Raw genomic sequence first — 22,214 nt, 5'->3', positions numbered from 1 at the left:
ACGTGACGCGGGGGCGACGGGCAGCGAAGGGTTTCCGCCGATCAGCGCCGCAGGCCCAGGACCGAGCGGGTCTGGTCCCGGCGCAGCCAGGCCAGGGTCGCGGTCAGGACGAGGAGCACCGCGGCCGGGGCGGCGGGCGTGGGCAGGACGACCAGGTGGGCGATCACGGCGCCCACCATGGTGGCGGCGAGCCAGAGGGCGGCGAGGCCCGCGAAGCCCGGGATCAGCAGGGCGACGGCGCCGGCGACCTCCACGAGGCTGGTGACGATCCGGAACCACTGGCCGACGCCGATGAGGTCGTAGACCTGCACCATCATCGGCGCGCTGGCGAGCTTGGCGCCGCCCGCCGCGAGGAAGACGAGGGCGAGGAGACCCTGCAGCGCCCAGGCCGAGACGGTGCGGGCGCGCGTGGGAGCGGGAGAGGCGGTGAGGGCGAGGGTCATGGGGGATCATCCGGGTCTGCGATCGCCGGGGCCGGAGCGGCTCGGCTGTGAGTCCCGATCTAGGTGGTGGCCTTCTCTCAGCGAAGCCTCTATCATTCGATGCGTCCCATCACCCAGGCAGATGGATGCTCGACCCGCTCACCCTCGATCAGCTCCGCACCTTCGTGGCCGCCGTGGACACCGGCAGCTTCTCGGCCGCCGGACGCAAGCTCGGACGCGCGCAGTCCCTGGTGAGCCAGTCCCTGGCCAACCTGGAAGCGCAGTCGGGGGTGAAGCTGTTCGACCGCGCCAGCCGGTACCCGGTGCTGACCGAGGCCGGGCGCGTGCTCCTGGCCCATGCGCGCGCCACGGTGGCGGCCGCCGAGACCTTCAAGGCGCAGGCCCGCGACCTCGCCGGCGGCCTGGAGCCGGAGGTGAGCATCGTCCTCGACGTGCTGTTTCCGATCCAGGTGGTGACGCAGGCGGTCGCGGCCTTCCAGCCGGCCTTCCCCGAGACGCCCCTGCGCATTCAGGTCGAGACCCTGGGGGCGGTGATCGCGCCGGTCCTCGACGGACGCTGCGCCTTCGCGGTGGCGGGGGCGACGCCCCTGTTGCCTCCCGAACTTGCCCGCGAGCCCCTGCGGCAGATCGAACTCGTGATGGTCGCGGCGCCCGCTCACCCGCTCGCCCGCCGGACCGGCCCGATCGCCACCGCCGACCTCGCCGAACAGGTCCAGCTCGTTCTGACCGACCGCAGCGACCTGACCAAGGGGCGGGAATTCGGCGTGTTCTCGCCGCGCACCTGGCGGCTCGCCGACCTCGGATCGAAGCACGCCTTCCTGCGCTCCGGCCTCGGTTGGGGCGGCATGCCCCTGGACGTGGTGGCCGAGGATCTCGCCAACGGTCAGCTCGTGCGCCTCGACGTCGCCGCCCTGCCGAAGGGCGGTCTGTTCCTGCCGATGTGGGCCGTCTACCCGATGGAGCGTCCGCCGGGCCCGGCCGGCCGCTGGCTCATCGGCCAGCTCCGCGACGTCTCCCCGGGCGCCTGATCCGGGGCAGGCGAGTGGGCCTCGGCCGCGCTCGCGCCGAGCTGGATCGGGGATGATCCGCGGCTTCGAGCGGTCTCGGATCGATCCGCACCACCGGGCTTCTCGAAATGACGGGTTTCAGTTCATCTAGAAGACGAAATCCTCCGCAATCTCCATCAAACTTTAATCGGCGTGCTGGATCTTGACCGAAAAATCGGGGTGCTCCCATGTCATTTTTATCCAGGGTCAAGATTTTACCGAAGCTGGGAGCCATCGTAGCGCTCATCGCCCTAATGGTCGGCGTCTGTGTCTGGTTCGCTCAGGGGCGCATGACGGAGATCGACGATGCCTATAGTCTGTTCATCTCGCGCGATGCCAAGGGTGCGGCGACCGCCCGCCGGGTGAACCGGCTCGTTTTCGAGATGAATTACTGGGTCTACCGGGTCATCGCGGAAACCGACGACGCCCAGATGAAGGCGGCCAATGACGGATTCGAGGCCACGCTCGCGCCGATGCGCCAGGCCCTCGCCGACCTGCGTCTGCAGGCCCCGTCCTTCGGCACCCGCGTCGAGGCGCAGACCGCGCGCGTCGAGCGGTTCGTGCAAGACGTGTCCGAGGTCCGCCGGCTGGGGACGGCGAACCGGAACGCGGAGGCCATCGTTCTGGTGCACCGCGCCATCGACCCGACCTTCGCCCTCATGGTCCAGGAAGGCAGCCAGCTCGGCGAGGACATCGCCGCGTCGATGGAGAAGGGCTCGGCCGATTTGACCGCCCAGACCAATGCCACCCGCCACAGCCTGATCCTGTTCAGCACCCTCGGCATGCTCGCCGGCCTCCTGACCGCCGCCTTCGTGGGCATCCTGGGGATCACCCGGCCGCTGGCCAGCCTGGTCGGCGTTCTCGAGCGCATGGCGCAGGGCTCCTTCGAGGCGACGATCCCGGAGGCGTGCCGCGGCGACGAGGTCGGCGCGGTCGCCCGCGCGGTTGAGGGCATCAAGACGATGGTGGCGCAGAAGGCGGCCGAGCAGGCCGAGATCCGCCGCATCGCCGACGCGGCCGCGGTGACGGAACGCAGGCGCACGATGATCGAGCTTGCGGACGACTTCGAGCGCGCCGTGGGCGGCATCGTCGGTCTCGTCTCGTCCTCGGCGACGGAGTTGCAGGCGACGGCCCAGCAGATGACTGCGACGGCCCAGGAGACGGCGGCCCAGTCCAGCCAGGTCGCGGCGGCGGCCGAGGAGGCCGCGTCGAACGTCGGCACCGTGGCGGCCGCCGCCGAGGAACTCGGCTCCTCGGTCCAGGAAATCGGCCGACAGGTTCAGGGCTCGGCGGGGCTCGCGCAGGCGGCCGTCGGCGAGGCGGATCAGACGGGCCAGCTCGTCCAGGCCCTGCGGACCACCTCGGCCCGAATCGGCGACATGGTCGGGCTGATCTCGAACATCGCCGGGCAGACCAACCTGCTGGCACTGAACGCCACCATCGAGGCGGCGCGGGCCGGCGAAGCGGGGCGGGGTTTCGCGGTGGTTGCCACGGAGGTCAAGGAGCTGGCCGGGCAGACCGCCCGGGCGACGGAGGAGATCGCGCGCCAGATCGGCGAGATCCAGGGCGTCACCGACCAGGCGGTCTCCGCGATCGGGGGCATCACCGGCCGGATCCGCGAGATCGACGGAATGGCGAGCGGCATCGCCGCGGCGGTCGAGCAGCAGGGGGCCGCCACCCAGGAGATCGTGCGCAACGTCGCCCAGGCGGCCCAGGGCACGAGCGAGGTCACCGGCAACATCTCGGGCGTGGCCAGGGCCTCGGAGGAGACCGGTGCGGCGGCCACGCAGGTGCTCGCCTCGGCCTCCGAGCTGTCGCGCCAGTCCGAGCACCTCGGCGCCGAGGTGAGCCGGTTCCTCTCGGGCGTCCGCGCCGCCTGAGACCCCGTTCGGTGAATGGCCTCGGGTGGCTCGGTCGGATCAGGACCCCTCTTCCGTGCGGGCGAGGGCCGGGGTGAGGGGCATGCCCCATCCGACGCGGTTCCACACTCCACCCCGTCCCTCTCCGTCCTGGAGAGGGGACCCTCGCGTGACAGGTGCCGTCGGACTCGACCGGAGCGGGCATGCGGCAGCCCAGGCGGGGCCTGATTCGGCCGGGGCCATGCCCTTCCTCCGGGTCGGATCGCCGCGTCATGTGACCCGAAAAGGTGCCCCACCGGGCCCCCCAGGCCGCGGAACCGCCCGGCGGCTCCCGGCCTCGGCGTCCCGAAGTGGTTTGCTGAGACAAATGGGCTCCGGCGTCACCGCGTCGGTTTCCGGCTTGGGGACCGACAAGCTCTGCTTAGGACTTTCCGTGGCATCTGAGTCCGGAATGCACAACCGGAGGTTTCGGAGTCGCCGATGCGGATGCTGCCGGATCTCACGAGCCGCCTGAGCGCGGCGCGAGCCTGGATCGGACTCGGCGTCCTGGCGCCTCTCGGCCTCCTCGTGGTGTCCGGCCTGATGCTGGTCGATCTGCGCAACGATGCCTGGGACAAGGCCGCGCAGACGTCCCGCAACCTGCTTCAGGTCATCGAACGCGACATCGCGCGCAACGTCGAGATCGTCGACCTCTCCCTGCGCGGCGCCGTCGACAACCTCGCGGCGCCGGGCTTCTCGGCCGTGAGTCCGGCCCTGCGCCAGCTCATCCTCTTCGACCGGGCCGTCACGGCACGGGACATGGGGGTCTTCCTCGTGGTCGACGAGAACGGCGACACCGTCTACGACGCGAACGCGGTCCCGGCCCGGCCCCTGAACAACGCCGACCGCAGCTATTTCCGCGCCCATCGCGACCGGCCCGACCTCGGCCTGTTCATCAGCGAGCCCATGACCTCTCGGATGCTCGGCGTCCCCATCATCGTGCTCAGTCGCCGGATCAACAAGCCGGACGGCAGCTTCGGGGGCGTGGTCCAGGCCTCCCTGAAGCTCACCTATTTCAGCCGCCTGTTCGCCAATCTCGCCCTCGGCGCCAAGGGCGCGATCAACCTCTACGCCCGAGACGGGCGGCGCATCATGCGGCACCCCTTCTTCGAAGGCGCGATTGGGGACAGCGTCGCGGCCTCGCCGTCCTTTCAGCGCTTCGTGCGGGAGGGCAGCGGCAGCTTCCTCGGCAGCGCCGTCCGCAGCAGCGAGCCGCGCCACCACACCTTCACGCGGATCGGCGACCTCCCCCTGATCCTCGCCGTGACCCTGGCGCCCGACGAGATCGATGCCGAGTGGCGCGCCAAGGCGCTGGTGATCGGCAGCATCGTGTCGATCCTGTGCGGGCTCTGCGCCGGCCTTTCGCTGCTCTTCGGGCGCGAGCTCCGGCACCGGGGACGGATGCAGGTGGAACTGGCGCGCCTCTCCCTCACCGATCCGCTGACCGGCCTGCCGAACCGGCGCCGCTTCGAGGAGGCCCTGGCGGATGTCGAACGGTCGGGTCGCTCCGGCGGCGCGCCGTTCTCCCTGCTGGTCATCGACGCCGATCACTTCAAGGCCGTGAACGACCGCCACGGACACGCCGTCGGGGACGAGGTCCTGCAGGGATTGGCGCGCTGCCTCCTGGCGAGTGCGCGCCACCCGGGCGATCTCGTCTGCCGGGTGGGCGGCGAGGAGTTCGTGATGCTGCTCGCCGGAACGGACGGGGCGGGCGCCCAGCGGGTGGCCGAGGCCGTCCATGCCGAAGTCCGCCGCCTCGGGCTTCCCGCCGCCGGCATCCCGGCGGGCGCCCTGACGGTGAGCATCGGCCTGGCCAGCACCGCGTCGGTCCGCGCGGGGGCGAGAGGGGCCAGAGAGCTCTACCGCGTCGCCGACGCGGCGCTCTACGCCGCGAAGGGGAGTGGTCGCAACCGGACCTGCATCGGTCCGCCGTGGAGCGCGTGCGCACCGGGCGAGGGGGCACCGGGCGCGCAGGCCGACGCCGCCTGAGGGCCGTGTGCGTCGCGCGGCCGGGTGCGGAGATCGCAGGCGGAGGACTCTTTCCCGTCCGGGGAAGAGGGATTTCGGCAATCGGCGGCGTCGGCGCGATCGCGCGGCCGCCTTCCCCTCAGGCGGGCTCGTCCGGGGGGCGCGGCTGGGCCGGGGCGAACAGGTCCTCCGGCGGATCGACCACGACGCGGCCGCCGGCGATGTCGAGCTCGGGCACGAAGATTTTGGTGAAGGGAAGGAGGGCGGTGGCGCCGCCCAGGGCCGGCTTGATCTCCAGGAGATCGCCGCCGCCGTAGTTCGGCACGTCCGCGACGGTGCCCAGGACCGTGCCCTGCGTGTCGACCACCGCGAGGCCGACGAGGTCGGCGGTGAAGAATTCGTCCGCGTCCGACACGGTGCCGAGACGCTCGCGCGGCAGGTACAGGGCGAGGCGGTTGAGGCCTTCCGCGCCGGTGCGGTCGCCGACGCCCTTCACCCGCACGACCAGCAGGTCGGGGGAGGCGCCGCCGGCCTGCCGGACGTCCGTGAGTTCGACGCGGCGGCCGTCGGCGCCGATCAGCGGCCCGTAGGACGCGATCGCCTGCGGGTCGCCGGTGTAGGATTTCAGCCGGACCTCGCCGTTGAGCCCGTGCGCCCGCCCGAACTCGCCCATCTGGACGAGGCTCGGGTCGGTGGGCGGCAGGGGCGCGTCGGCCTCGGGCCGCGGCCGGTGGGCCGAGGTGGCCGCCGCGCTGCCGATGCGGCCGGGCCGCGCACGGCGCCCGCCGTCACCGTGGGTCGATGTGCCTCCGGGACGACGGGCCATGCGGGGGACCTCAGGCCGCGGCGTCTTCGGCCGGGGCGGCGGCCTTCTCGGCACGCTTGGCGGCACGCTCCTTGGCCTTCTCGCCCGGCTCGGCCTTCTGCGGGTTGTTGCGCGCGGGGCGCTTGGCGAGGCCGGCGGCGTCGAGGAAGCGCAGGACGCGGTCGGTGGGCTGGGCGCCCTTGGCGAGCCAGGCCTGGATCTTGTCGGCCTCGAGCACGATGCGGGCCGGATCGTCCTTGGCCTTCATCGGGTCGTAGACGCCGACCTTGTCGATGAAGCGGCCGTCGCGGGGGGCGCGGGCGTCGGCGACGACGATGCGGTAGTACGGGCGCTTCTTGGCGCCGCCACGGGTGAGACGGATCTTGAGGGACATGGTTCTACTCCAAAGGTCGGTGTGTCGTGTGAGGGCGAGGCGCGCGTAGCGAATGGCGAGTCCGTGGGCGCGAACCCGACTCGCTATGCGCTACGCCCCCGTCGCTACTTCTTCTTCCCGAAGGGGAATCCGCCGAGACCCGGCAGGCCGCCGGGGCCCTTGGGACCCCCGAGCCCGGGCAGGCCCGGCATCTTGCCCCCGAGGCCCGGAGGCATCGGGGGGAGCTTGCCGCCGAGCTGCTTCTGCATGTCGGCGATCATTTCCGGCGTCGGCTCCGGCATGCCGGGGGGCAGGCCGGGCATGCCGCCCGGCATTCCACCACCCCCCATGCCGAACATCGAGCCCAGGGCCTGGCCGATGCCGCGCTTGCCCGAGCCCATCGCCTTCATCATGTCGGCCATGGTCCGGTGCATCTTGAGGAGCTTGTTGAGCTCCTCCACCTTCGTCCCCGAGCCCGCCGCGATGCGCTTCTTGCGGGAATTCTTGAGGATGTCGGGATTCTTCCGCTCCTGGGCGGTCATCGACGAGATGATGGCCCGCTGGCGCTTGAACATCTTCTCGTCGAGGTTGGCGTTCTCGACCTGCTTCTTCATCTGGCCCATGCCGGGAAGCATGCCCATCAGGCCGCCGATGCCGCCCATCTTCTCCATCTGGGCGAGCTGCATCGACAGGTCGTCGAGGTCGAACTTGCCCTTGCGCATCTTCTCCGCGGTGCGGAGCGCCTGCTCGTGGTCGATGGTCTCGGCCGCCTTCTCGACGAGGGAGACGATGTCGCCCATGCCGAGGATGCGGTTGGCGACGCGGGAGGGGTGGAACTCCTCCAGGGCGTCGACCTTCTCGCCGGTGCCGACGAGCTTGATCGGCTTGCCGGTGACGGCGCGCATCGACAGGGCCGCGCCGCCGCGAGAATCGCCGTCCATGCGGGTCAGCACGATGCCGGTGACGCCGAGGCGCTCGTCGAAGGCGCGGGCGGTGTTGACCGCGTCCTGGCCGGTGAGGGCGTCGGCGACGAGGAGCACCTCGTGCGGGTTGGTGGCGGCCTTGACCTCGGCCGCCTCCGCCATCAGCGCCTCGTCGAGGGTGATGCGACCGGCGGTGTCGAGCATGACCACGTCGAAGCCGCCGAGGCGGGCCGCGTCCATGGCGCGCCGGGCGATCTGAACCGCCGACTGGCCGGCGACGATCGGCAGGCTCTCGACCTCGACCTGCTTGGCCAGGATCGCGAGCTGCTCCATGGCGGCCGGGCGGCGGGTGTCGAGGGAGGCCAGCAGCACCCGGCGCTTGTCGCGGGCGACCAGCCGGCGGGCGATCTTGGCGGTGGTGGTGGTCTTGCCCGAGCCCTGCAGGCCGACCATCAGGATGGCGACGGGGGCCGGGGCGTTGAGATCGATGATGCCGGCTTCCGAGCCCAGCATCGCCACGAGTTCGTCGTTGACGATCTTGACGACCATCTGGCCGGGGGTGACCGACTTGAGGACGACGGCGCCGACGGCCTTCTCGCGCACCTTCTCAATGAAGCCGCGTACCACCTCGAGGGCGACGTCGGCCTCCAGCAGGGCGCGCCGGACCTCGCGCAGGGCGGCGGTGACGTCGGCCTCGGTGAGGGCGCCGCGGCGCGTGAGGCCGGAGAGGATTCCGGAGAGGCGATCGGACAGGCCTTCGAACATGCGTCAGGCTCCCTGGACCGGCATCGTCGTCGGACCGGTCACTGGTTGACGCCCGCGCTCTCGGCCCGGCGCGCCTGGAGCGCGTCCTCGAAGCCGCGGATCGCCTGGGCGAACTTGTCCCGGCAGCCCGGGTCGCAGAAGCCCACCACCGCGCCGTTGTAGAGGGTGAGCGAATCGGCCGCGATCGGCTTGCCCGACCACGGGCAGGTGTCGTTCACCGCATCCTCGATGCGCAGGGTCGTGTTCGCGGCAGCGTTGGGCATCGGGACTCGCGACGACGGTGTGGCCGGGGCCGACGCCCTGTCCCCAACGCGAAACCCGCCCGAGGGCGCATCGCGCTGTCGGGCGTTGACCTCCGGCCTCGCGGGGCCGGTCGGCGTTCGTGATGACGATCAGACCGTCGAATGAATAGGGAGGCGGTTAGTCCGACGGCGGGCCGGAGTCAAGTTTTGCGGTTGATGGGCACGGCCTGCACGGGCATCCTGCCGCTCCGACACGCGGCGCGGGTTCGTCGGCATGGGGAGTCCCGCCATCGAGGGTTCGGCCATGGACGCCCACACCCTGACCCTGCTGCTGTTCCCACTCGGCGCCCTGGCGCTGGGCCTCGGGACCCTGTGGTTCGCCCGCCGCGCCCACTGAGCCGACCTGTCCGATCAGCGCCCCGCCGGCGGAAGCCCCGGCAGCGCCGCGAGCGTCGCGTCCGAGAACGCCATCGCCTTGAACAGGCTGCCCATGCCGCGCCGGGACGGGTCGGTCAGGCGGGTCGCCGCCGCCGTGATGGCCTCGCGCTGCGCCTCGCTCGCGGTCCGGCCCAGCCCCTCGGCGCGCTCGCGCAGGCCCAGCGCCAGAAGGAAGTCGCGCTGGTCCACGGGGCCGTGCAGGATCGCCCCTTCGCCGGTGGCGGCCCGGCCGAGGGCGGTGAAATCCACGTGGGTGGTCAGGTCGGCCTCGCCGGGGGCGGCCAGCGGCGGAACGAAGGCGTGGCCGCGCACGGCCTGGAGCGAATCGCCGAAGCCCGGCCGGACGTGGCCGTAATCCACGAGGAGGACGGCGCCCCGGTGGGCGACCACGCGGCGGGCGAGGCCGCGCACGGCGTCCAGGGCGGCGCTCGGCAGGGTCATCAGGACGCCGGTGGGGCCGCTCGCGGCGATGCGCGTGTCGGGCTCCGCCGCCAGGCCGAAGGCGAGGGCGCTGCCGTCCGGCGAGAGGCCGACGAGGCGCTCGAACCAGCCGCGCTCGGCCCGCTGGAACTGGCGGACGGGGAGGGCGTCGAAGAACTCATTGGCGATCACGAGGGTCGGGCCGTGCGGCAGGGTGTCGAGGGATTCGTGCCAGGTCGGGGCCGCCCCCGACAGGCGGGATTCCTGCTCGCCCCGGAGCACCGGGCTCGTCTCCACGAGGTGCAGGGCCGGGCGCAGGGCCGGCGCGGCGCGGGACAGCGCCCGCAGGGCGTCCTGCATCAGGGTGCCGCGACCGGGGCCGAGCTCCACCAGGGCGAGGTCGGGGGGAGCGCCCATCGCCTCCCAGGTCGCCGCGATCCAGATCCCGATCAGCTCGCCGAACATCTGGCTGATCTCGGGGGCGGTGACGAAATCGCCCCGCGCCCCGAGGGGGTCGCGGGTGCGGTAGTAGCCATGCACCGGATGTCCGAGGCAGAGGGTCATGTAGCGGTCGAGTCCGATCGGACCCGAGGCCAGGATCTCGTCGCGGATCGCGGCGAAGAGCGGGCTCGTCACGCCGGATCGACCTTCGCGGGCGACGCCGCCCCGTCCTCGATCGCCACGCGCGGGCGGGTGGTGCCGCGCAGGGCCAGGACGATGGCGGCGAGGCCGACGAGCGCCATCGGCACGCAGAGCACCATGCCCATGGTGATGCCGCCGGTGGACCAGGTCTCGGTGCCGAACAGGTAGCCGAGCTGGCGGTCGGGCTCGCGGAAGAACTCGCAGAACGTGCGCGCGACGGCGTAGCCGAGGACGAAGATGCCGCCCATGAGGCCGGGCCTGCGGAAACCGCGGGCCCGCACCGCGATCATCATCACCACGAACAGGAGAGCGCCCTCGGTGGCCGCCTCGTAGAGCTGGCTCGGGTGCCGGGGCAGGGGGCCGCCGGTGGGAAACACGATGGCGTAGGGAAAGTCCGGGGCGATGCGGCCCCAGAGCTCGCCGTTCACGAAGTTGGCGATCCGCCCGAAGAACAGCCCGATCGGCACCACGACGGCGGCGAGGTCGAGGAGGGTGAGGGCCTGAAGCTTCCGGGAGCGGGCGAACAGCACCATGGCCAGCACGGCGCCGAGGAAGCCGCCGTGGAACGACATGCCGCCGTTGCGGATGGCCAGGATCTCGATGGGGTCGGCGATGTAGAGCGGCAGGTTGTAGAACAGCACGTAGCCGATGCGGCCGCCCAGCACGACGCCCAGCGCCACCCAGACGATGAGGTCGTCGATGTCGTTCAGGCTCGGGCGGCGCACCACGCCCCAGTAGCGGTCCGCCGCCACCAGCCGGCGGGCATAGTACCAGCCGCCCAGCAGGCCGACGATGTAGGCGAGGGCGTACCACTTGATGGTGATCGGCCCGATCGCCACCGCCACCGGATCGATGGCGGGGAAGGGCAGGGCGAAGAGCGGCGGCATCGAGGCGGTGTCCCGGTTGAACCGCGGCATTGGGCCCGAGCCCGCCCGGGGGTCAACCCCGCCGCGGACATGGCCGGCCCCGCCGCCCGCCCTGTAACCAAGCCTCCCCGATCACCTCCCGGCGGTCCGCCGCCGGCCGCCGCGATCAGGCGGCCCGGACGGTGGCGAGGAAGCTCGCCACTTCCGTGCGCAGCTGCTCGGACTGCCGCGAGAGGTCCGCGGAGGCCCGCTGCACCTGGTCCGCCGTCGCGCCGGCCTCGGCGGCCGAGCGGGCCACCGCCTCGATGTCCTGGCTCATGGCACCGGTGCCCGAGGAGGCCTGGCCCATGTTGCGCACGATCTCCTGGGTCGTCACGCCCTGCTCCTCCACCGCGGCGGCGATGCTGCTGGTGACGAAGCTCATGCCCTCGATCCGCGTGACGATGCTGCGGATCGCCCCGGTGGCGCCGGTGGTGGCCGAGCGGATGGCATCGACCTGCTCGGCGATCTCCGTGGTGGCGCGGCTGGTCTGCTCGGCGAGGTTCTTCACCTCCGCGGCGACGACCGCGAAGCCGCGGCCCGCCTCGCCGGCCCGCGCCGCCTCGATGGTGGCGTTCAGGGCCAGCAGGTTGGTCTGGCTGGCGATCTGCGAGACGAGGCCGACCACGTCGCCGATCCGGGTCGCGGCCTCGGACAGGGTCTGCATGGTGGCGGCGGTGCGGCCGGCCTCGTCCACGGCCTGGGCCGACATGGTCGCGGCCTGTTCGACCTGGCGGCCGATCTCGCCGACCGTGGCGCCGAGCTCCTCGGCCGCCACCGCCACGGCGTTGACGTTGCCCGCGGTCTCCTGCGCGGTGGCCGCCACGGAAGTCGAGCGCCGGGCCGTGCCGGCCACCGCCTCGGTCATGCCGGTGGCGGCGCCCTGCAGGTCGCCGGAGGCCTGCGAAACCGTGCCGACGATGCCGCCCACGGAGCGCTCGAAGCGGTCCGCAAGGTCGCGGAGCAGGGTCCGCCGCTCCGTCTCCTCCCGCAGGCGCGCCGCCTCGGTGGTCTTCAGCTGCTGCGCGGCCTCCTCCAGGGAGATGTCGCGGATGGTGACGACGGCCCGGGCGATGTCGCCGATCTCGTCGGCACGCCGGCTGCCCGGCACCTCGGCCAGGGATTCGCGCCGGGCCAGCGCCTGCAGGGCCCGGGTCAGCGCGCCGAGGGGACCCACGATGGTGCGGGCGAAGAGGAGGCCGAGGATCGCCGTGGCGGCGAGGACGGCGAGGGCCGTGACCGCCAGGGCCCGGGTGAGGGTGCCCACCGCCGTGAGGGTCTCGTCCTCGGCCTGCTCGGCCAGGATCGTCCAGGGGGCGCCGAGCACCGAGACCTTGGCGGTCGCCACCATCCGACGGTCGCTCCCGTTGGCGTAGGTGAAGGGGTGCTCGCTGGCGAGCTCCGCTTTGTCGAGGCCGAGGTCGGTCGCGGGCTTGCCGGCCGTGACGGCCGGGGACAGGGGCGGGTTGGACCGCAGGGCGCCGTCTGCGCCCACCGCCAGGATCTGGCCGGTCTCGCCGAGGCCGGCGCGGTCCGCGAGGGTGCGATCGAACAGGGCGGGGGTCAGGCGCAGGAGGACGAAGCCGATGCGCGCGGCCTCCTGGCCGGTGCCCATGGCGACGTTGGCGCGGCGGGCGATGGCCCGGCCGATGAAGGCCGACGGGACGGCCTCCGCCGGATAGGCGGCGTAGTCCTCGTACAGCGTCGCGTCGGAATCGGCGCTCTTCAGGCGCGCCACCAGGCGGGCGAGGCCGGTCGAGGCCAGCGCGGGCTCGGACAGGGCCTGGCCGAAATCGGCGCCCTTGGTGGTGGTGTAGACGACGCGCCCGTCCTCGGACACGAAGACGAGATCGGCGTAGCCCGGGCGCTCGAGGAGCTTGCGGGCGACCTCCTGCACCTTGGCGTGGCGGCGCCCGTACATCGTGCCCGAAGCCTCCGCCCCGAGGCGCGCCTCGAGGTTCGCGCCACCCGTATAAGTCCGGACGAGCCCGGCGAAGTCGGGCTTGGCGGGGTCGAGAGCTTCGGCCAGATCGCCGAAGTTGCCGCCGACCTGCGGATTGCCCGCCACCGTGACGAGGTCTCCGCCGATCCGTTCGGCGATCAGCTCGATCCCCGCCTTCCGGGCCGAGGCGGCGAACTGGAGGCGCTCCCGGGCCGCGTCGACCAGGCCGGAGCGGGCGCTGTACCAGCTCAGCCCGCCCATCACCGTGGCGCTGACGAGGGCCAGACCGACGGTGATCGCGGGCAGACGAAAGTTGAGGCTGGTCAAACGTGCCATGGGATACGCCCGAAGAGGAAGTGCGGACGTCGTTGCTACGGAGAAATGTTGAATTAAAACTTTCGTTCGGGACAATCTGGCAGCGTATCCAGAATTCCAGTCCGTGCGCAACAACCGCCCGGCGCTTGTCAAGTCTTGTGGCTGCGCGGACGAAGGGACGTGCGGGCGATCGACACCTCGTTCACCACTGCCCCTGATCCGGCGATGCCGCCAGCCTGCTTCAGGCCGCAGCGCCGGCCATGCCCTGGCCGTCGTCCAGGAACATCCGGTAGGCCGGGTTGTCGGTCTCGTCGACGCACGGGTAGTGCAGGGCCTCGATCGCCGCATCGAAGCGGGCGCGCTCGGCCGGCGGTACGTCGATGCCGGCGAGAACCCGGCCGTAATCGGCGCCATGGTTGCGGTAGTGGAACAGCGTGATGGCGAAGCCGTCGCCCAGAACGTCGAGGAACTTCATCAGCGCCCCCGGCCGCTCGGGAAACTGGAAGCGGTAGAGCCGCTCGTCGGCGAGGCCCGTGGCGCGTCCGCCCACCATGTAGCGGATGTGGACCTTGGCCATCTCGTTGTCGCTCATGTCGACGGTGCGGTAGCCGGCGGCCTTCAGCGAATCGATGAGGGCATGCTTCTCCCGCAGGCCGCCGGCGAGGTTGATGCCCACGAAGATCTGCGCGTCGGCGCCGGCGGCGTAGCGGTAGTTGAATTCGGTGATCGCCCGGGGGCCGAGGGTCTGGATGAAGGCGCGATAGGCGCCCGCCCGCTCGGGGATGGTGACGCCGAGCAGGACCTCGCGCTGCTCGCCGAGCTCGGCGCGCTCGGCGATGTGGCGCAGGCGGTCGAAGTTGAGGTTCGCCCCGCTGGAGATCGCCACCAGGGTGCCGGTGCCGCCCTCCTGCCGGGCGGCGTAGGCCTTGGCGCCGGCCAGGGCCAGGGCGCCGGAGGGCTCCGAGATGGCGCGGGTGTCGTCGAAGATGTCCTTCACCGCCGCGCACATGGCGTCGGTGTCGACGGTGATGACCTCGTCGAGGTACTCGCGGCAGAGCCGGAAGGTCTCGGCGCCGGCCTCGCGCACGGCGACGCCGTCCGCGAACAGGCCGACCGTGGGCAGCACCACGCGTTTCCCGGCGGCCAGCGCCGCGGCCATGCAGGCGGCATCGTCCGGCTCGACGCCGATGACCTTGGTTTCGGGCCGCAGGTATTTCACGAAGGTGGCGACGCCCGCCGCGAGGCCGCCGCCCCCGACGGGCACGAAGATCGCCTCGATCGGCCCGGAATGCTGGGTCAGGATCTCCATCCCGATGGTGCCCTGGCCGGCGATCACGTCGGGATCGTCGAAGGGATGCAGGAAGGTCAGGCCGTCGCGCGCCTCAAGCTCCCGGGCATGGCCCAGGGCCTCGTCGAAGGCATCGCCGAACAGGATGACCTCGGCCCCGCGCGCCCGGCAGGCGTCGACCTTGATCGCCGGGGTGGTGCGCGGCATCACGATCACGGCGCGGACATTCAGGCGGGCGGCCGCCAGGGCCACGCCCTGCGCATGGTTGCCGGCCGAGGCGCAGACGACGCCCTTGGCCAGCAGCTCGGGGGCCAGGCCCGACATCTTGTTGTAGGCGCCCCGCAGCTTGAACGAGAAGACCGGCTGCAGGTCCTCGCGCTTCAGGAGCACCGGGCGGGCGAGGCGCGCCGACATGCGCGGCATCGGGTCCAGTGGGCTCTCGATGGCGACGTCGTAGACGCGGGCGGTGAGGATCTTGCGGATGTAGTCGGTCAAGGAGACACGGGCTCCGGCAATGGTGCGGCGCGAGGGGACTCGCCCCGCACATAGGCGCTCGGCGCATGAGAAGCGAGCGAGGCGCTGTCGCGGGTGGCTGAGCGGGAACGCTCGCCGTCAGGCGAGCCGCTCGATCAGGGCCGCGATCCAGACCAGGGCCGCGATCCCCTGGGCGGAGAAGGTCCCGGCCGAGGCGAGATCCTTGACGATGCCGATCTTCGGGTGCCGGGCCGGGTGGAGGTGGTCGCAGAGCTTCTCCACCGCGGTGTTCAGGAACTCGGCGGTGAGCATCAGGAGCAGGCTCGCCACCAGGGCGACCCGGACCCAGAGGCCCGACCCGAGGAGGAGGGCCAGGGGAACCCCGAGGGCGAGGAGCGCGAGTTCCAGGCGCACCGCCCGCTCGGTCCGGGCGCCGTGCACGAGGCCGTGCCAGGAATTCAGGAAGGCGAGGTAGAGGGCGTGCATGTCCGGGCGCTGTCTCAGGGCGCCGCCGGAGCGCCGCGGGCGATCCACTTCGCCACGATCGGCCCCGTCACCAGCACCACGAACAGCCGGAGGGTCTGCACCGCCAGCACGAAGGAGACGTCGACCTTCGAGCCGACCGCGATGATGGCCACCGAATCGAGACCGCCCGGGCTGGTGGCGAGGTAGGCGGTGAGGAAGTCGACGGGCAGCAGGAAGGTCAGGCCGTAGGCCCAGCCGCCGCACAGGGCGATCACGCCGAGGGTGGCCACGACGATGCCCGGCATGGCGCTGAGCGTCTCGCGCAGGGTCTCGCGCCGGAAGCGCAGGCCGACATACCAGCCGATGGTGGCGTAGGCGAGGTCGAGGATCGGCATCGGCAGGGCCATGGAGACCAGGCCGCAGGCGTGCAGGGCGGCGCCGAGCAGCATCGGCCCGGTCAAGGCGAAGGCCGGAAGGTGCAGGAGCTTGGCGAGGCCGGCGCCGCAGGCGGCGACCGCCAGGGTCGCCAGGAGGGCGAGCGGGGCCACCGTGACGGGATCGGAGGCCGGGACCACGTCGGAGACGTTGGTGAGCAGGCGCGCCATGACGGAGGCCGAGAGCACCACGGCGACCACGCGCACGTACTGCATGAAGGCGACGAGGCGCGGATCGGCGCCGTATTCCTCCGACATCGCCACCATGGCGGCGGCGCCGCCGGGCGACGAGCCCCAGGCGGCGGTCGACCCCGGCAGGATGCGCAGGCGGGTCAGGGCCCAGCCGACCGCCCCGCCGACCAGGACGGTGACGAGCACCACCGCGAGGATGAGGAAGCCGTCATCCACCACGGTGCCGACGATCTCGGCCGTCACCGTGTGGGCGACGAGGCAGCCGATCATCGCCTGGGCGGCCTGGAAGCCGGATTTCGGCACCGACAGGTTCGCGCCCCCGACCCCGAAGGCGATCGCCGCCACCATCGGCCCGAGCAGGAGGGCCGCCGGGAAATGCGCGCGGTCGAGGCCGTAGGCCAGCAGGCCGGAGGCGCCGAGGAGGGCCGCCCAACGGCCGATGAAGCGCAGTGAGAGCACGGTGATGCCGGGAATGGGCCGGGCAGGGAACGCCCGTCGCGCCGGGCGCTACACCGGATCGCTCACGCTGTCACGGCGCCCGGCGCGCGGACGGGGCATGCCGTCGTCCCGGCAGGCCGTGGTGCCCGCCGGCGCGTGGGCCCGGAAGAACGCCGCCAGGTGCGCGAGGCCGTCGGCCCGCGGATCGCTGGTGCGCCAGGCCAGGGCGACGGTGCGCCCCGGCCCGTCCACGTCGAAGCTGCGGGTCACCGTGAGGCCGCTGGGATCGGGACCGGAGGGCACCGCCAGGGCCGGGAGCAGGGTGTAGCCCGCCCCCGCCGCCACCATCGAGCGCAGGGTCTCCAGGCTGGTGGCGTGGCGCCCGGCGGCCGAGCCGGCCCCGCAGGCCGCCACGGTCTGGTCGCGCAGGCAGTTGCCCTCGTCGAGGAGGAGCAGGTCGGGGCCGGCGATGTCGGTGGCGCGCAGGGCGCCGCCGCGGGCGAGGGGATGCTCGGCCGGGCAGGCGAGCTGGAACGGTTCGACGAAGAGGGGCGACACCGTGAGCCCGGATGCCGGCACCGGCAGGGAGATCAGGGCGGCGTCGATGCGCCCGTTGTGCAGCCCTTCGAGGATCTCGGCCGTGCGCGCCTCGCTCAGGGCGAGGGCGAGGAGCGGGAAGTCCTGGCGCAGGGTCCGCAGGATCAGGGGAAACAGGTAGGGCCCGAGGGTCTGGATCGCCGCCAGGACGAGGCGGCCGGTGAGCGGCGCGCCGCGCCCCTCGCTCGCCAGCACGAGGAGGCGCTGGGCCTCCGCCATGACGATACGGGCCTGCCGCACGATGGTCTGCCCGGCCGGTGTCAGCATCACCCGGCGGTTGCCGCGCTCGAACAGGGCGAGGCCGAGGAGGTCCTCCAGCTTGCGGACCTGGACGCTGAGGGTCGGCTGGCTGACGTTGCAGCGCTCGGCAGCCCGGCCGAAATGCATCTCCTCCGCCACGGCGACGACGTATTCGAGATCCCGCAGGGACAGGCCGGACATATTCATAGGCTGTGACTATCATCGCGTTCGCCACGATGCATTAGCCAAATCGCTCGCGGCGGGCCATAACGCTGTCTCAGAACCATTCCAGGTTTTCAGCCAAGGTCTGGATGCGGCCACCGCCGCGTCGATCTGTTCCGAACGAGAGAGCACCGCATGAGCGATCAGCGCCCGATTCTCACCACCCGCCAAGGCCACCCGGTTCGCGACAACCAGAGCACCCGGACGGTGGGCGAGCGCGGCCCGGCGACCCTCGAGAACTACCAGTTCATCGAGAAGATCACCCATTTCGACCGGGAGCGGATTCCGGAGCGCGTGGTCCACGCCCGCGGCGCCGGCGCCCACGGCTACTTCGAGGCGTATGGCAAGATCGGCAACGAGCCCGCCTCCAAGTACACCCGCGCCCGCGTCCTGAACGAGACCGGCGTGAAGACCCCGATGTTCGTGCGCTTCTCCACCGTCGCCGGCGCCAAGGAGTCGCCCGAGACCGAGCGCGACCCGCGCGGCTTCGCGGTGAAGTTCAAGACCGTCGACGGCAACTGGGACCTGGTGGGCAACAACCTCAAGGTCTTCTTCATCCGCGACGCGATCAAGTTCCCCGACATGATCCACGCGTTCAAGCCGGACCCGGTGACCAACCGCCAGGAGGCGTGGCGCTTCTTCGACTTCGTGGCGCAGCACCCCGAAGCCATCCACATGGTGACGCACCTGAAGTCGCCCTGGGGCATCCCCGCCAACTATCGCGAGATGGAGGGCTCGGGCGTCAACACCTACAAGCTGGTCAACGACCAGGGCGAAGCGGTGCTGTGCAAGTTCCACTGGGAGCCCAAGCAGGGCATCCGCAACCTGACCTCGGCCCAGGCGTCCGAGATCCAGGCCAAGGATGTCGGCCACGCCACCCGTGACCTCTACGACAACATCAAGGCCGGCAACTTCCCCGAGTGGGAGTTCTGCGTGCAGATCATGCCCGACGGCCCGAACGACCACCTGTCGTTCGATCCCCTCGACGACACCAAGCTCTGGCCGGTGGAGGACTTCCCCCTGTTGCCGGTGGGCCGCATGGTGCTGGATCGCGTGCCGGACAACTTCTTCGCGGAAGTCGAGCAGTCGGCCTTCGGCACGGGCGTCCTCGTGGACGGCATCGACTTCTCGGACGACAAGATGCTCCAGGGGCGCACGCTGTCCTACTCGGACACGCAGCGCTACCGCGTCGGCGCCAACTACCTGCAGCTGCCGATCAACGCCCCGCAGCCGGGCGTGAAGGTCTATTCGAACCAGCGCGACGGCCAGATGACCTACGGCGTCGACGGCACGGGTCCGAACCGCCACATCAACTACGAGCCTTCGACCCTGGCCGAGGGTCTGCGGGAGGCTCCCAAGCCCGCCAAGGACTACCACCAGCCGGTCCAGGGCAACCTCGGTCGCTACCAGACCTCGCGCACCGAGGACGACTACACCCAGGCCGGCGTGCGCTACCGCTCGTTCCAGGATTGGGAGCGCGACGACCTGATCGCCAACCTCGTCGGCGACATGAAGCAGTGCCCGGAGCCGATTCAGCTGCGGATGGTCTGGCACTTCCTCCATGCGGATGAGGATTACGGCCGCCGCGTCGCCGAGGGTGCGGGCATCGACCTGGAGAAGGCCCGTGCCCTGCCGCCGCTGCCGGGCCGCGCGGCTCCGGGCCAGCGCCTCCAGGCCGAGACCTATACCGACGGCAGCCAGGCCCACAGCATCGCCGCCGAATAGACCGACCTCCCCATAACGAAGACAGATCGAGTCCCGCAGGGTCAAGCGACCCTGCGGGACTTTTTCGTTGGTCGGTCCCCTGTGCACGGCAGGTCCAGGGCGGATCGGAAGGAGCCCTCAACGGAGGGGTCGACGCGACGACATCCATCGGGACGCGAGGCGAATACATCGCGCGACGGTCGCGAACCTCGGGATCCGTCTTCTGGGAACGCTGAGCACTGACGCTTGTCGGGCAGTCTATTCGGCGGCTCTTATTGTGATGATCGAAGGTGTTTCCAGAAGTGAGCACGATATGTTTACAGATCGGGTCGCTAAATGCCAGGCATGAGGAAGTTTCAGGCTATTGCGGCGCGGGACTAGAGATCGGCATTGATCGCGAACCAGAAAAACTCCGTCGAAACGATCATCGAGCGCGATCGGGCGCGCGCGGTTCTGCGGGGCATGCCCGCGACGCTGATCGCGAACGTTCTGGTCTCGGTGTCCCTCGGCGGAATGATGTGGGACCTCGTGCCGCGTGGGCTCATCCTCGCCTTCGTCGGCCTCAACGGTCTGCTCAATCTCGCCCGCGCTCTGATCGCCGCCCGATGGCTGAAGCGGGACCACGCCACGCGGCACCCGGGCCGGATCCTGGCCTTTGCGTGGATCGGGGCCCTGTTCTCGGGCCTGTGCTGGGCGGTGGCCCTGATCGGCCTCGCCTGGAACGGACAGACCCAGTCCGTCGCGATCGCCCTGGCCTTCTGGAGCCTGAACGTCGGGGTCATCCAGAGCAAGGTGTCCCGCGCGCCCGCCATCGCCTTCATGCTTCCGAGCCTCACGATCCTGACGGTCCTGTTCCTCGTCGAGGACGCGCCGAGCTCGCCGTTCATCGCCGCGAACCTGATCGTCCTCGCGGTGCTGATGATCCGCAACGCGACCGATCAGGAGATGCATTACCTGCGGTCGAGCCGCCTGAAGCTGGAAGCCACGGAGTTGGCCGCATCGCTGAAGGCCGCCAACATCGCGGCGGAACAGGCCCTGCGCCGGGTGGAATACGCGGCGACCCACGATCACCTGACCGGCCTGCTCAACCGGGCCGCCTACCAGACAGCCTTCGAGGCGTGGTTGAGGGACGGGGCGGCGCATGGGAAAGGATTTTCGGTTCTGCTGATCGATCTCGACCGCTTCAAGGTCATCAACGACACCTTCGGGCATGCCGTGGGCGACGAGGTCCTGGCGGAGGCGGGCGCACGCCTGAGGCGGATTCTCGGAGAGGATGCCGTGGTGGCCCGCCTCGGCGGCGACGAGTTCGCAGCCCTGATCCCCAACCGGTCCGGGAAGGAGGACGGGCCGAGGCTGGCGGGGGAGATCGTGGCGCAGCTCGCCGTCCTCGTCACGGGATCCGGCCGCACCCTGCAGGCCGGGGCCAGCGTCGGCATCGCCCGGTATCCGGGTGACGCCCACACCCTTGCCGACCTGCAGTGCCAGGCCGATCTCGCCCTCTATGCCGCCAAGACGGCGGGACGCGGCACCTGGCGCCCCTTCCACGCGAGCATGGGCGCGCAGCTGAAGGCCCGCCACGTCATCGAGCGGGATCTCCCCGAGGCGCTGGAGAGCGGCGCGGTCCAGGCCTGGTTCCAGCCGCAGCTCGACTGCGAAACCGGGCGCGTCATGGGCGTCGAGGCGCTCCTGCGCTGGAAGCATCCGGCGCTGGGCTGGATCTCTCCCCCGGACGCGATCGCCGCCGCCGCCGCCACCCGTCGATCGCAGGCCCTGACCCGGACCATCCTGCGGCAGGCCTGCCGCATGGCGCAGGTTCTCGACGCGAACGGGCACGAGTCCGTCGTGGTCTCGGTCAACGTCTCGCCCAACGAGTTCGGGGCCTATCCGATCGCCGATATGGTGGCGGCCGAACTGACCGGGCACGGCCTCTCCGCCGCCCGGATCGCCCTCGAGATCACCGAGGAGGCGGTCTACTCGAACGAGCGCGGCGGCAAGGACGTCGACGCCCTGATCGACATGGGGGTGGGCATCATCGTGGACGATTTCGGGGTGGCCTACTCGTCGGTCGGGTCGCTGCGCGACCTGCGCTTCGACGGCCTGAAGGTCGACCGGAGCTTCATCCAGGGGATCGTCGACAGTCCCCGGGACCGCGTGCTCCTGGAGGCCATCCTGGCCTTCGCCCGCACCCTCGGGGTGACGGTCCTGGCGGAGGGGGTGGAGACGAACGCGCAGTTCCAGCTGCTGCGCCAGCTCGGATGCCCGGCCGTACAGGGCTACCACTTCGCCCGGGCCATGCCGTCGACGCAGACCCTGGCCTGGATCACCGAGAACGATCTCACCGCGCGCATCGCCCGGCAGGGCTGGGCGGCCGGCGGTTGGACGATCGCGGCGCACCCCGCGGTCGCGCAGGCCTGATCGCCGAAACCGAAAAAAGGCCCGCTCGATCGCTCGAGCGGGCCTGATGGCGGGGGCGGGGGCGCAATGCGCCGCCCGGGTCTCACCCCAAATCTTACTCGGCGGCGGTCTTCGCGGCGCTCTTGGCGGCCTTCTCGGCCTTGCGGGCGTCCTTGTTCGCCTTCGAGGCATCGGCCTTGGCGGCCTTCTCGGCGGGGCGGTCGGCGCGCTCGACGATGCGGGCGGACTTCCCGCGACGGTCGCGCAGGTAGTACAGCTTCGCGCGACGCACCTTGCCGCGACGGACGACGGCAATCGAATCGATCAGCGGCGAGTAGAGCGGAAACACGCGCTCGACGCCCTCGCCGTAGGAGATCTTGCGGACGGTGAAGCTCTCGTTGAGGCCGCCGCCGGAGCGGCCGATGCACACGCCCTCGTAGGCCTGCACGCGGGTGCGCTCGCCTTCCTTCACCTTGACGTTCACGGTCACCGTGTCGCCGGGCTGGAAATCGGGGATGGTCTTGCCGAGCGAAGCGATCTGCTCCTGCTCCAGCTGCTGGATGATGTTCATGGTCAAGTTCCTGCCGGTGCGCGCCCGAGGCCCCCGGATGGGACCGCGTGCGTCAGGATTTCGGCATCCT

At 71.2% G+C, this 22,214-nt stretch carries 19 protein-coding genes; 6 read left to right on the top strand and 13 right to left on the bottom strand.

Going from position 1 to position 22,214, the window contains the following annotated elements:
* Positions 1-41 precede the first annotated feature (41 nt).
* Positions 42-443, bottom strand: coding sequence for a DoxX family protein (locus ASF20_RS08555; RefSeq protein ID WP_056272958.1), 402 nt, complete (start codon positions 441-443; stop codon positions 42-44).
* Between the two features lie 125 nt (positions 444-568).
* Between ASF20_RS08555 and ASF20_RS08550 the strand changes: the two genes are divergently transcribed.
* The 3 genes from ASF20_RS08550 to ASF20_RS08540 all read left to right on the top strand — a co-directional run bounded on the left by ASF20_RS08550 (position 569) and on the right by ASF20_RS08540 (position 5,376).
* On the top strand, positions 569-1,471 hold the full coding sequence (locus ASF20_RS08550; RefSeq protein ID WP_056272956.1) for a LysR family transcriptional regulator: 903 nt from the start codon (positions 569-571) through the stop codon (positions 1,469-1,471).
* 206 nt (positions 1,472-1,677) lie between these two features.
* Positions 1,678-3,369 (top strand): methyl-accepting chemotaxis protein, encoded by a 1,692-nt coding sequence (locus tag ASF20_RS08545; protein WP_056272952.1) that lies wholly within the window; start codon positions 1,678-1,680, stop codon positions 3,367-3,369.
* A 459-nt stretch (positions 3,370-3,828) separates the two neighbouring features.
* Positions 3,829-5,376, top strand: coding sequence for a sensor domain-containing diguanylate cyclase (locus ASF20_RS08540; protein WP_056272949.1), 1,548 nt, complete (start codon positions 3,829-3,831; stop codon positions 5,374-5,376).
* Positions 5,377-5,494: 118 nt separating this feature from the next.
* On the opposite strand, the gene rimM is transcribed toward ASF20_RS08540, so the two are convergent.
* From rimM to ASF20_RS08520, 4 genes are all read right to left on the bottom strand, one after another.
* The gene (gene rimM, locus ASF20_RS08535; protein WP_056210876.1) at positions 5,495-6,181 is read right to left on the bottom strand and encodes a ribosome maturation factor RimM; all 687 of its coding nucleotides are present in this window, start codon (positions 6,179-6,181) and stop codon (positions 5,495-5,497) included.
* 10 nt (positions 6,182-6,191) lie between these two features.
* Positions 6,192-6,554 (bottom strand): 30S ribosomal protein S16, encoded by a 363-nt coding sequence (gene rpsP / locus ASF20_RS08530; RefSeq protein ID WP_055957770.1) that lies wholly within the window; start codon positions 6,552-6,554, stop codon positions 6,192-6,194.
* 104 nt (positions 6,555-6,658) lie between these two features.
* Complete coding sequence (gene ffh, locus ASF20_RS08525) at positions 6,659-8,221, bottom strand: signal recognition particle protein (RefSeq protein WP_056272946.1); 1,563 nt, start codon at positions 8,219-8,221, stop codon at positions 6,659-6,661.
* A 38-nt stretch (positions 8,222-8,259) separates the two neighbouring features.
* On the bottom strand, positions 8,260-8,484 hold the full coding sequence (locus ASF20_RS08520) for a hypothetical protein (RefSeq protein ID WP_056210880.1): 225 nt from the start codon (positions 8,482-8,484) through the stop codon (positions 8,260-8,262).
* A gap of 253 nt (positions 8,485-8,737) precedes the next feature.
* Between ASF20_RS08520 and ASF20_RS25270 the strand changes: the two genes are divergently transcribed.
* Positions 8,738-8,860 carry a hypothetical protein gene (locus tag ASF20_RS25270; protein ID WP_274534705.1) on the top strand — a complete coding sequence of 41 codons (123 nt, stop codon included), beginning with the start codon at positions 8,738-8,740 and terminating at the stop codon, positions 8,858-8,860.
* A gap of 14 nt (positions 8,861-8,874) precedes the next feature.
* On the opposite strand, the gene ASF20_RS08515 is transcribed toward ASF20_RS25270, so the two are convergent.
* The 7 genes from ASF20_RS08515 to ASF20_RS08485 form a co-directional block, all read right to left on the bottom strand.
* The gene (locus tag ASF20_RS08515) at positions 8,875-9,957 is read right to left on the bottom strand and encodes an SAM-dependent methyltransferase (RefSeq protein WP_056272943.1); all 1,083 of its coding nucleotides are present in this window, start codon (positions 9,955-9,957) and stop codon (positions 8,875-8,877) included.
* Entirely contained in the window at positions 9,954-10,850 is an 897-nt protein-coding gene (gene lgt / locus ASF20_RS08510; protein ID WP_056211418.1) for a prolipoprotein diacylglyceryl transferase, read from the bottom strand. The genes ASF20_RS08515 and lgt overlap by 4 nt, the downstream gene beginning before the upstream one ends.
* A 145-nt stretch (positions 10,851-10,995) precedes the next feature.
* Entirely contained in the window at positions 10,996-13,146 is a 2,151-nt protein-coding gene (locus ASF20_RS08505) for a methyl-accepting chemotaxis protein (RefSeq protein WP_056272941.1), read from the bottom strand.
* Between the two features lie 220 nt (positions 13,147-13,366).
* Positions 13,367-14,929 carry a threonine ammonia-lyase, biosynthetic gene (ilvA, locus tag ASF20_RS08500; protein ID WP_082501235.1) on the bottom strand — a complete coding sequence of 521 codons (1,563 nt, stop codon included), beginning with the start codon at positions 14,927-14,929 and terminating at the stop codon, positions 13,367-13,369.
* A 96-nt stretch (positions 14,930-15,025) separates the two neighbouring features.
* Positions 15,026-15,373, bottom strand: a complete 348-nt coding sequence (locus tag ASF20_RS08495) for a diacylglycerol kinase (protein WP_056273729.1) — start codon at positions 15,371-15,373, stop codon at positions 15,026-15,028.
* A 14-nt stretch (positions 15,374-15,387) separates the two neighbouring features.
* Positions 15,388-16,437, bottom strand: coding sequence for an AbrB family transcriptional regulator (locus ASF20_RS08490; protein WP_056272936.1), 1,050 nt, complete (start codon positions 16,435-16,437; stop codon positions 15,388-15,390).
* 48 nt (positions 16,438-16,485) lie between these two features.
* Complete coding sequence (locus ASF20_RS08485) at positions 16,486-17,460, bottom strand: LysR substrate-binding domain-containing protein (RefSeq protein WP_056272934.1); 975 nt, start codon at positions 17,458-17,460, stop codon at positions 16,486-16,488.
* Positions 17,461-17,610: 150 nt separating this feature from the next.
* Here ASF20_RS08485 and ASF20_RS08480 point away from each other — a divergent pair, with 150 nt between their 5' ends.
* The gene (locus ASF20_RS08480; protein WP_056272931.1) at positions 17,611-19,200 is read left to right on the top strand and encodes a catalase; all 1,590 of its coding nucleotides are present in this window, start codon (positions 17,611-17,613) and stop codon (positions 19,198-19,200) included.
* Between the two features lie 441 nt (positions 19,201-19,641).
* Positions 19,642-21,594, top strand: a complete 1,953-nt coding sequence (locus tag ASF20_RS08475; protein ID WP_156647995.1) for an EAL domain-containing protein — start codon at positions 19,642-19,644, stop codon at positions 21,592-21,594.
* Between the two features lie 94 nt (positions 21,595-21,688).
* Here the strand turns inward: ASF20_RS08475 and rplS are convergent, their stop codons facing one another.
* A complete protein-coding gene (gene rplS / locus ASF20_RS08470; protein ID WP_056210896.1) occupies positions 21,689-22,144 on the bottom strand; it encodes a 50S ribosomal protein L19 in 456 nt (151 codons plus the stop codon).
* Positions 22,145-22,214: the final 70 nt, after the last annotated feature.

It is taken from the genome of Methylobacterium sp. Leaf88, assembly GCF_001422795.1.
In the GTDB taxonomy this organism is placed as follows: domain Bacteria; phylum Pseudomonadota; class Alphaproteobacteria; order Rhizobiales; family Beijerinckiaceae; genus Methylobacterium.
Note: the sequence above shows the minus strand (reverse complement) of the source record. Positions and strands in the feature narration are given on the sequence as shown.

What these genes read in the sequence shown, in the direction of transcription:
- ffh (WP_056272946.1), bottom strand. Translation starts at nt 8,221, where the DNA reads ATGTTCGAAGGCCTGTCCGATCGCCTCTCCGGAATCCTCTCCGGCCTC.
- ASF20_RS08495 (WP_056273729.1), bottom strand. Translation starts at nt 15,373, where the DNA reads ATGCACGCCCTCTACCTCGCCTTCCTGAATTCCTGGCACGGCCTCGTG.
- rplS (WP_056210896.1), bottom strand. Translation starts at nt 22,144, where the DNA reads ATGAACATCATCCAGCAGCTGGAGCAGGAGCAGATCGCTTCGCTCGGC.
- ASF20_RS08480 (WP_056272931.1), top strand. Translation starts at nt 17,611, where the DNA reads ATGAGCGATCAGCGCCCGATTCTCACCACCCGCCAAGGCCACCCGGTT.
- rimM (WP_056210876.1), bottom strand. Translation starts at nt 6,181, where the DNA reads ATGGCCCGTCGTCCCGGAGGCACATCGACCCACGGTGACGGCGGGCGC.
- ASF20_RS08520 (WP_056210880.1), bottom strand. Translation starts at nt 8,484, where the DNA reads ATGCCCAACGCTGCCGCGAACACGACCCTGCGCATCGAGGATGCGGTG.
- ASF20_RS08485 (WP_056272934.1), bottom strand. Translation starts at nt 17,460, where the DNA reads ATGAATATGTCCGGCCTGTCCCTGCGGGATCTCGAATACGTCGTCGCC.
- ASF20_RS08550 (WP_056272956.1), top strand. Translation starts at nt 569, where the DNA reads ATGCTCGACCCGCTCACCCTCGATCAGCTCCGCACCTTCGTGGCCGCC.
- rpsP (WP_055957770.1), bottom strand. Translation starts at nt 6,554, where the DNA reads ATGTCCCTCAAGATCCGTCTCACCCGTGGCGGCGCCAAGAAGCGCCCG.
- ASF20_RS08555 (WP_056272958.1), bottom strand. Translation starts at nt 443, where the DNA reads ATGACCCTCGCCCTCACCGCCTCTCCCGCTCCCACGCGCGCCCGCACC.
- ASF20_RS08540 (WP_056272949.1), top strand. Translation starts at nt 3,829, where the DNA reads ATGCGGATGCTGCCGGATCTCACGAGCCGCCTGAGCGCGGCGCGAGCC.
- ASF20_RS25270 (WP_274534705.1), top strand. Translation starts at nt 8,738, where the DNA reads ATGGGGAGTCCCGCCATCGAGGGTTCGGCCATGGACGCCCACACCCTG.
- ASF20_RS08475 (WP_156647995.1), top strand. Translation starts at nt 19,642, where the DNA reads ATGCCCGCGACGCTGATCGCGAACGTTCTGGTCTCGGTGTCCCTCGGC.
- ASF20_RS08505 (WP_056272941.1), bottom strand. Translation starts at nt 13,146, where the DNA reads ATGGCACGTTTGACCAGCCTCAACTTTCGTCTGCCCGCGATCACCGTC.
- ASF20_RS08545 (WP_056272952.1), top strand. Translation starts at nt 1,678, where the DNA reads ATGTCATTTTTATCCAGGGTCAAGATTTTACCGAAGCTGGGAGCCATC.
- lgt (WP_056211418.1), bottom strand. Translation starts at nt 10,850, where the DNA reads ATGCCGCCGCTCTTCGCCCTGCCCTTCCCCGCCATCGATCCGGTGGCG.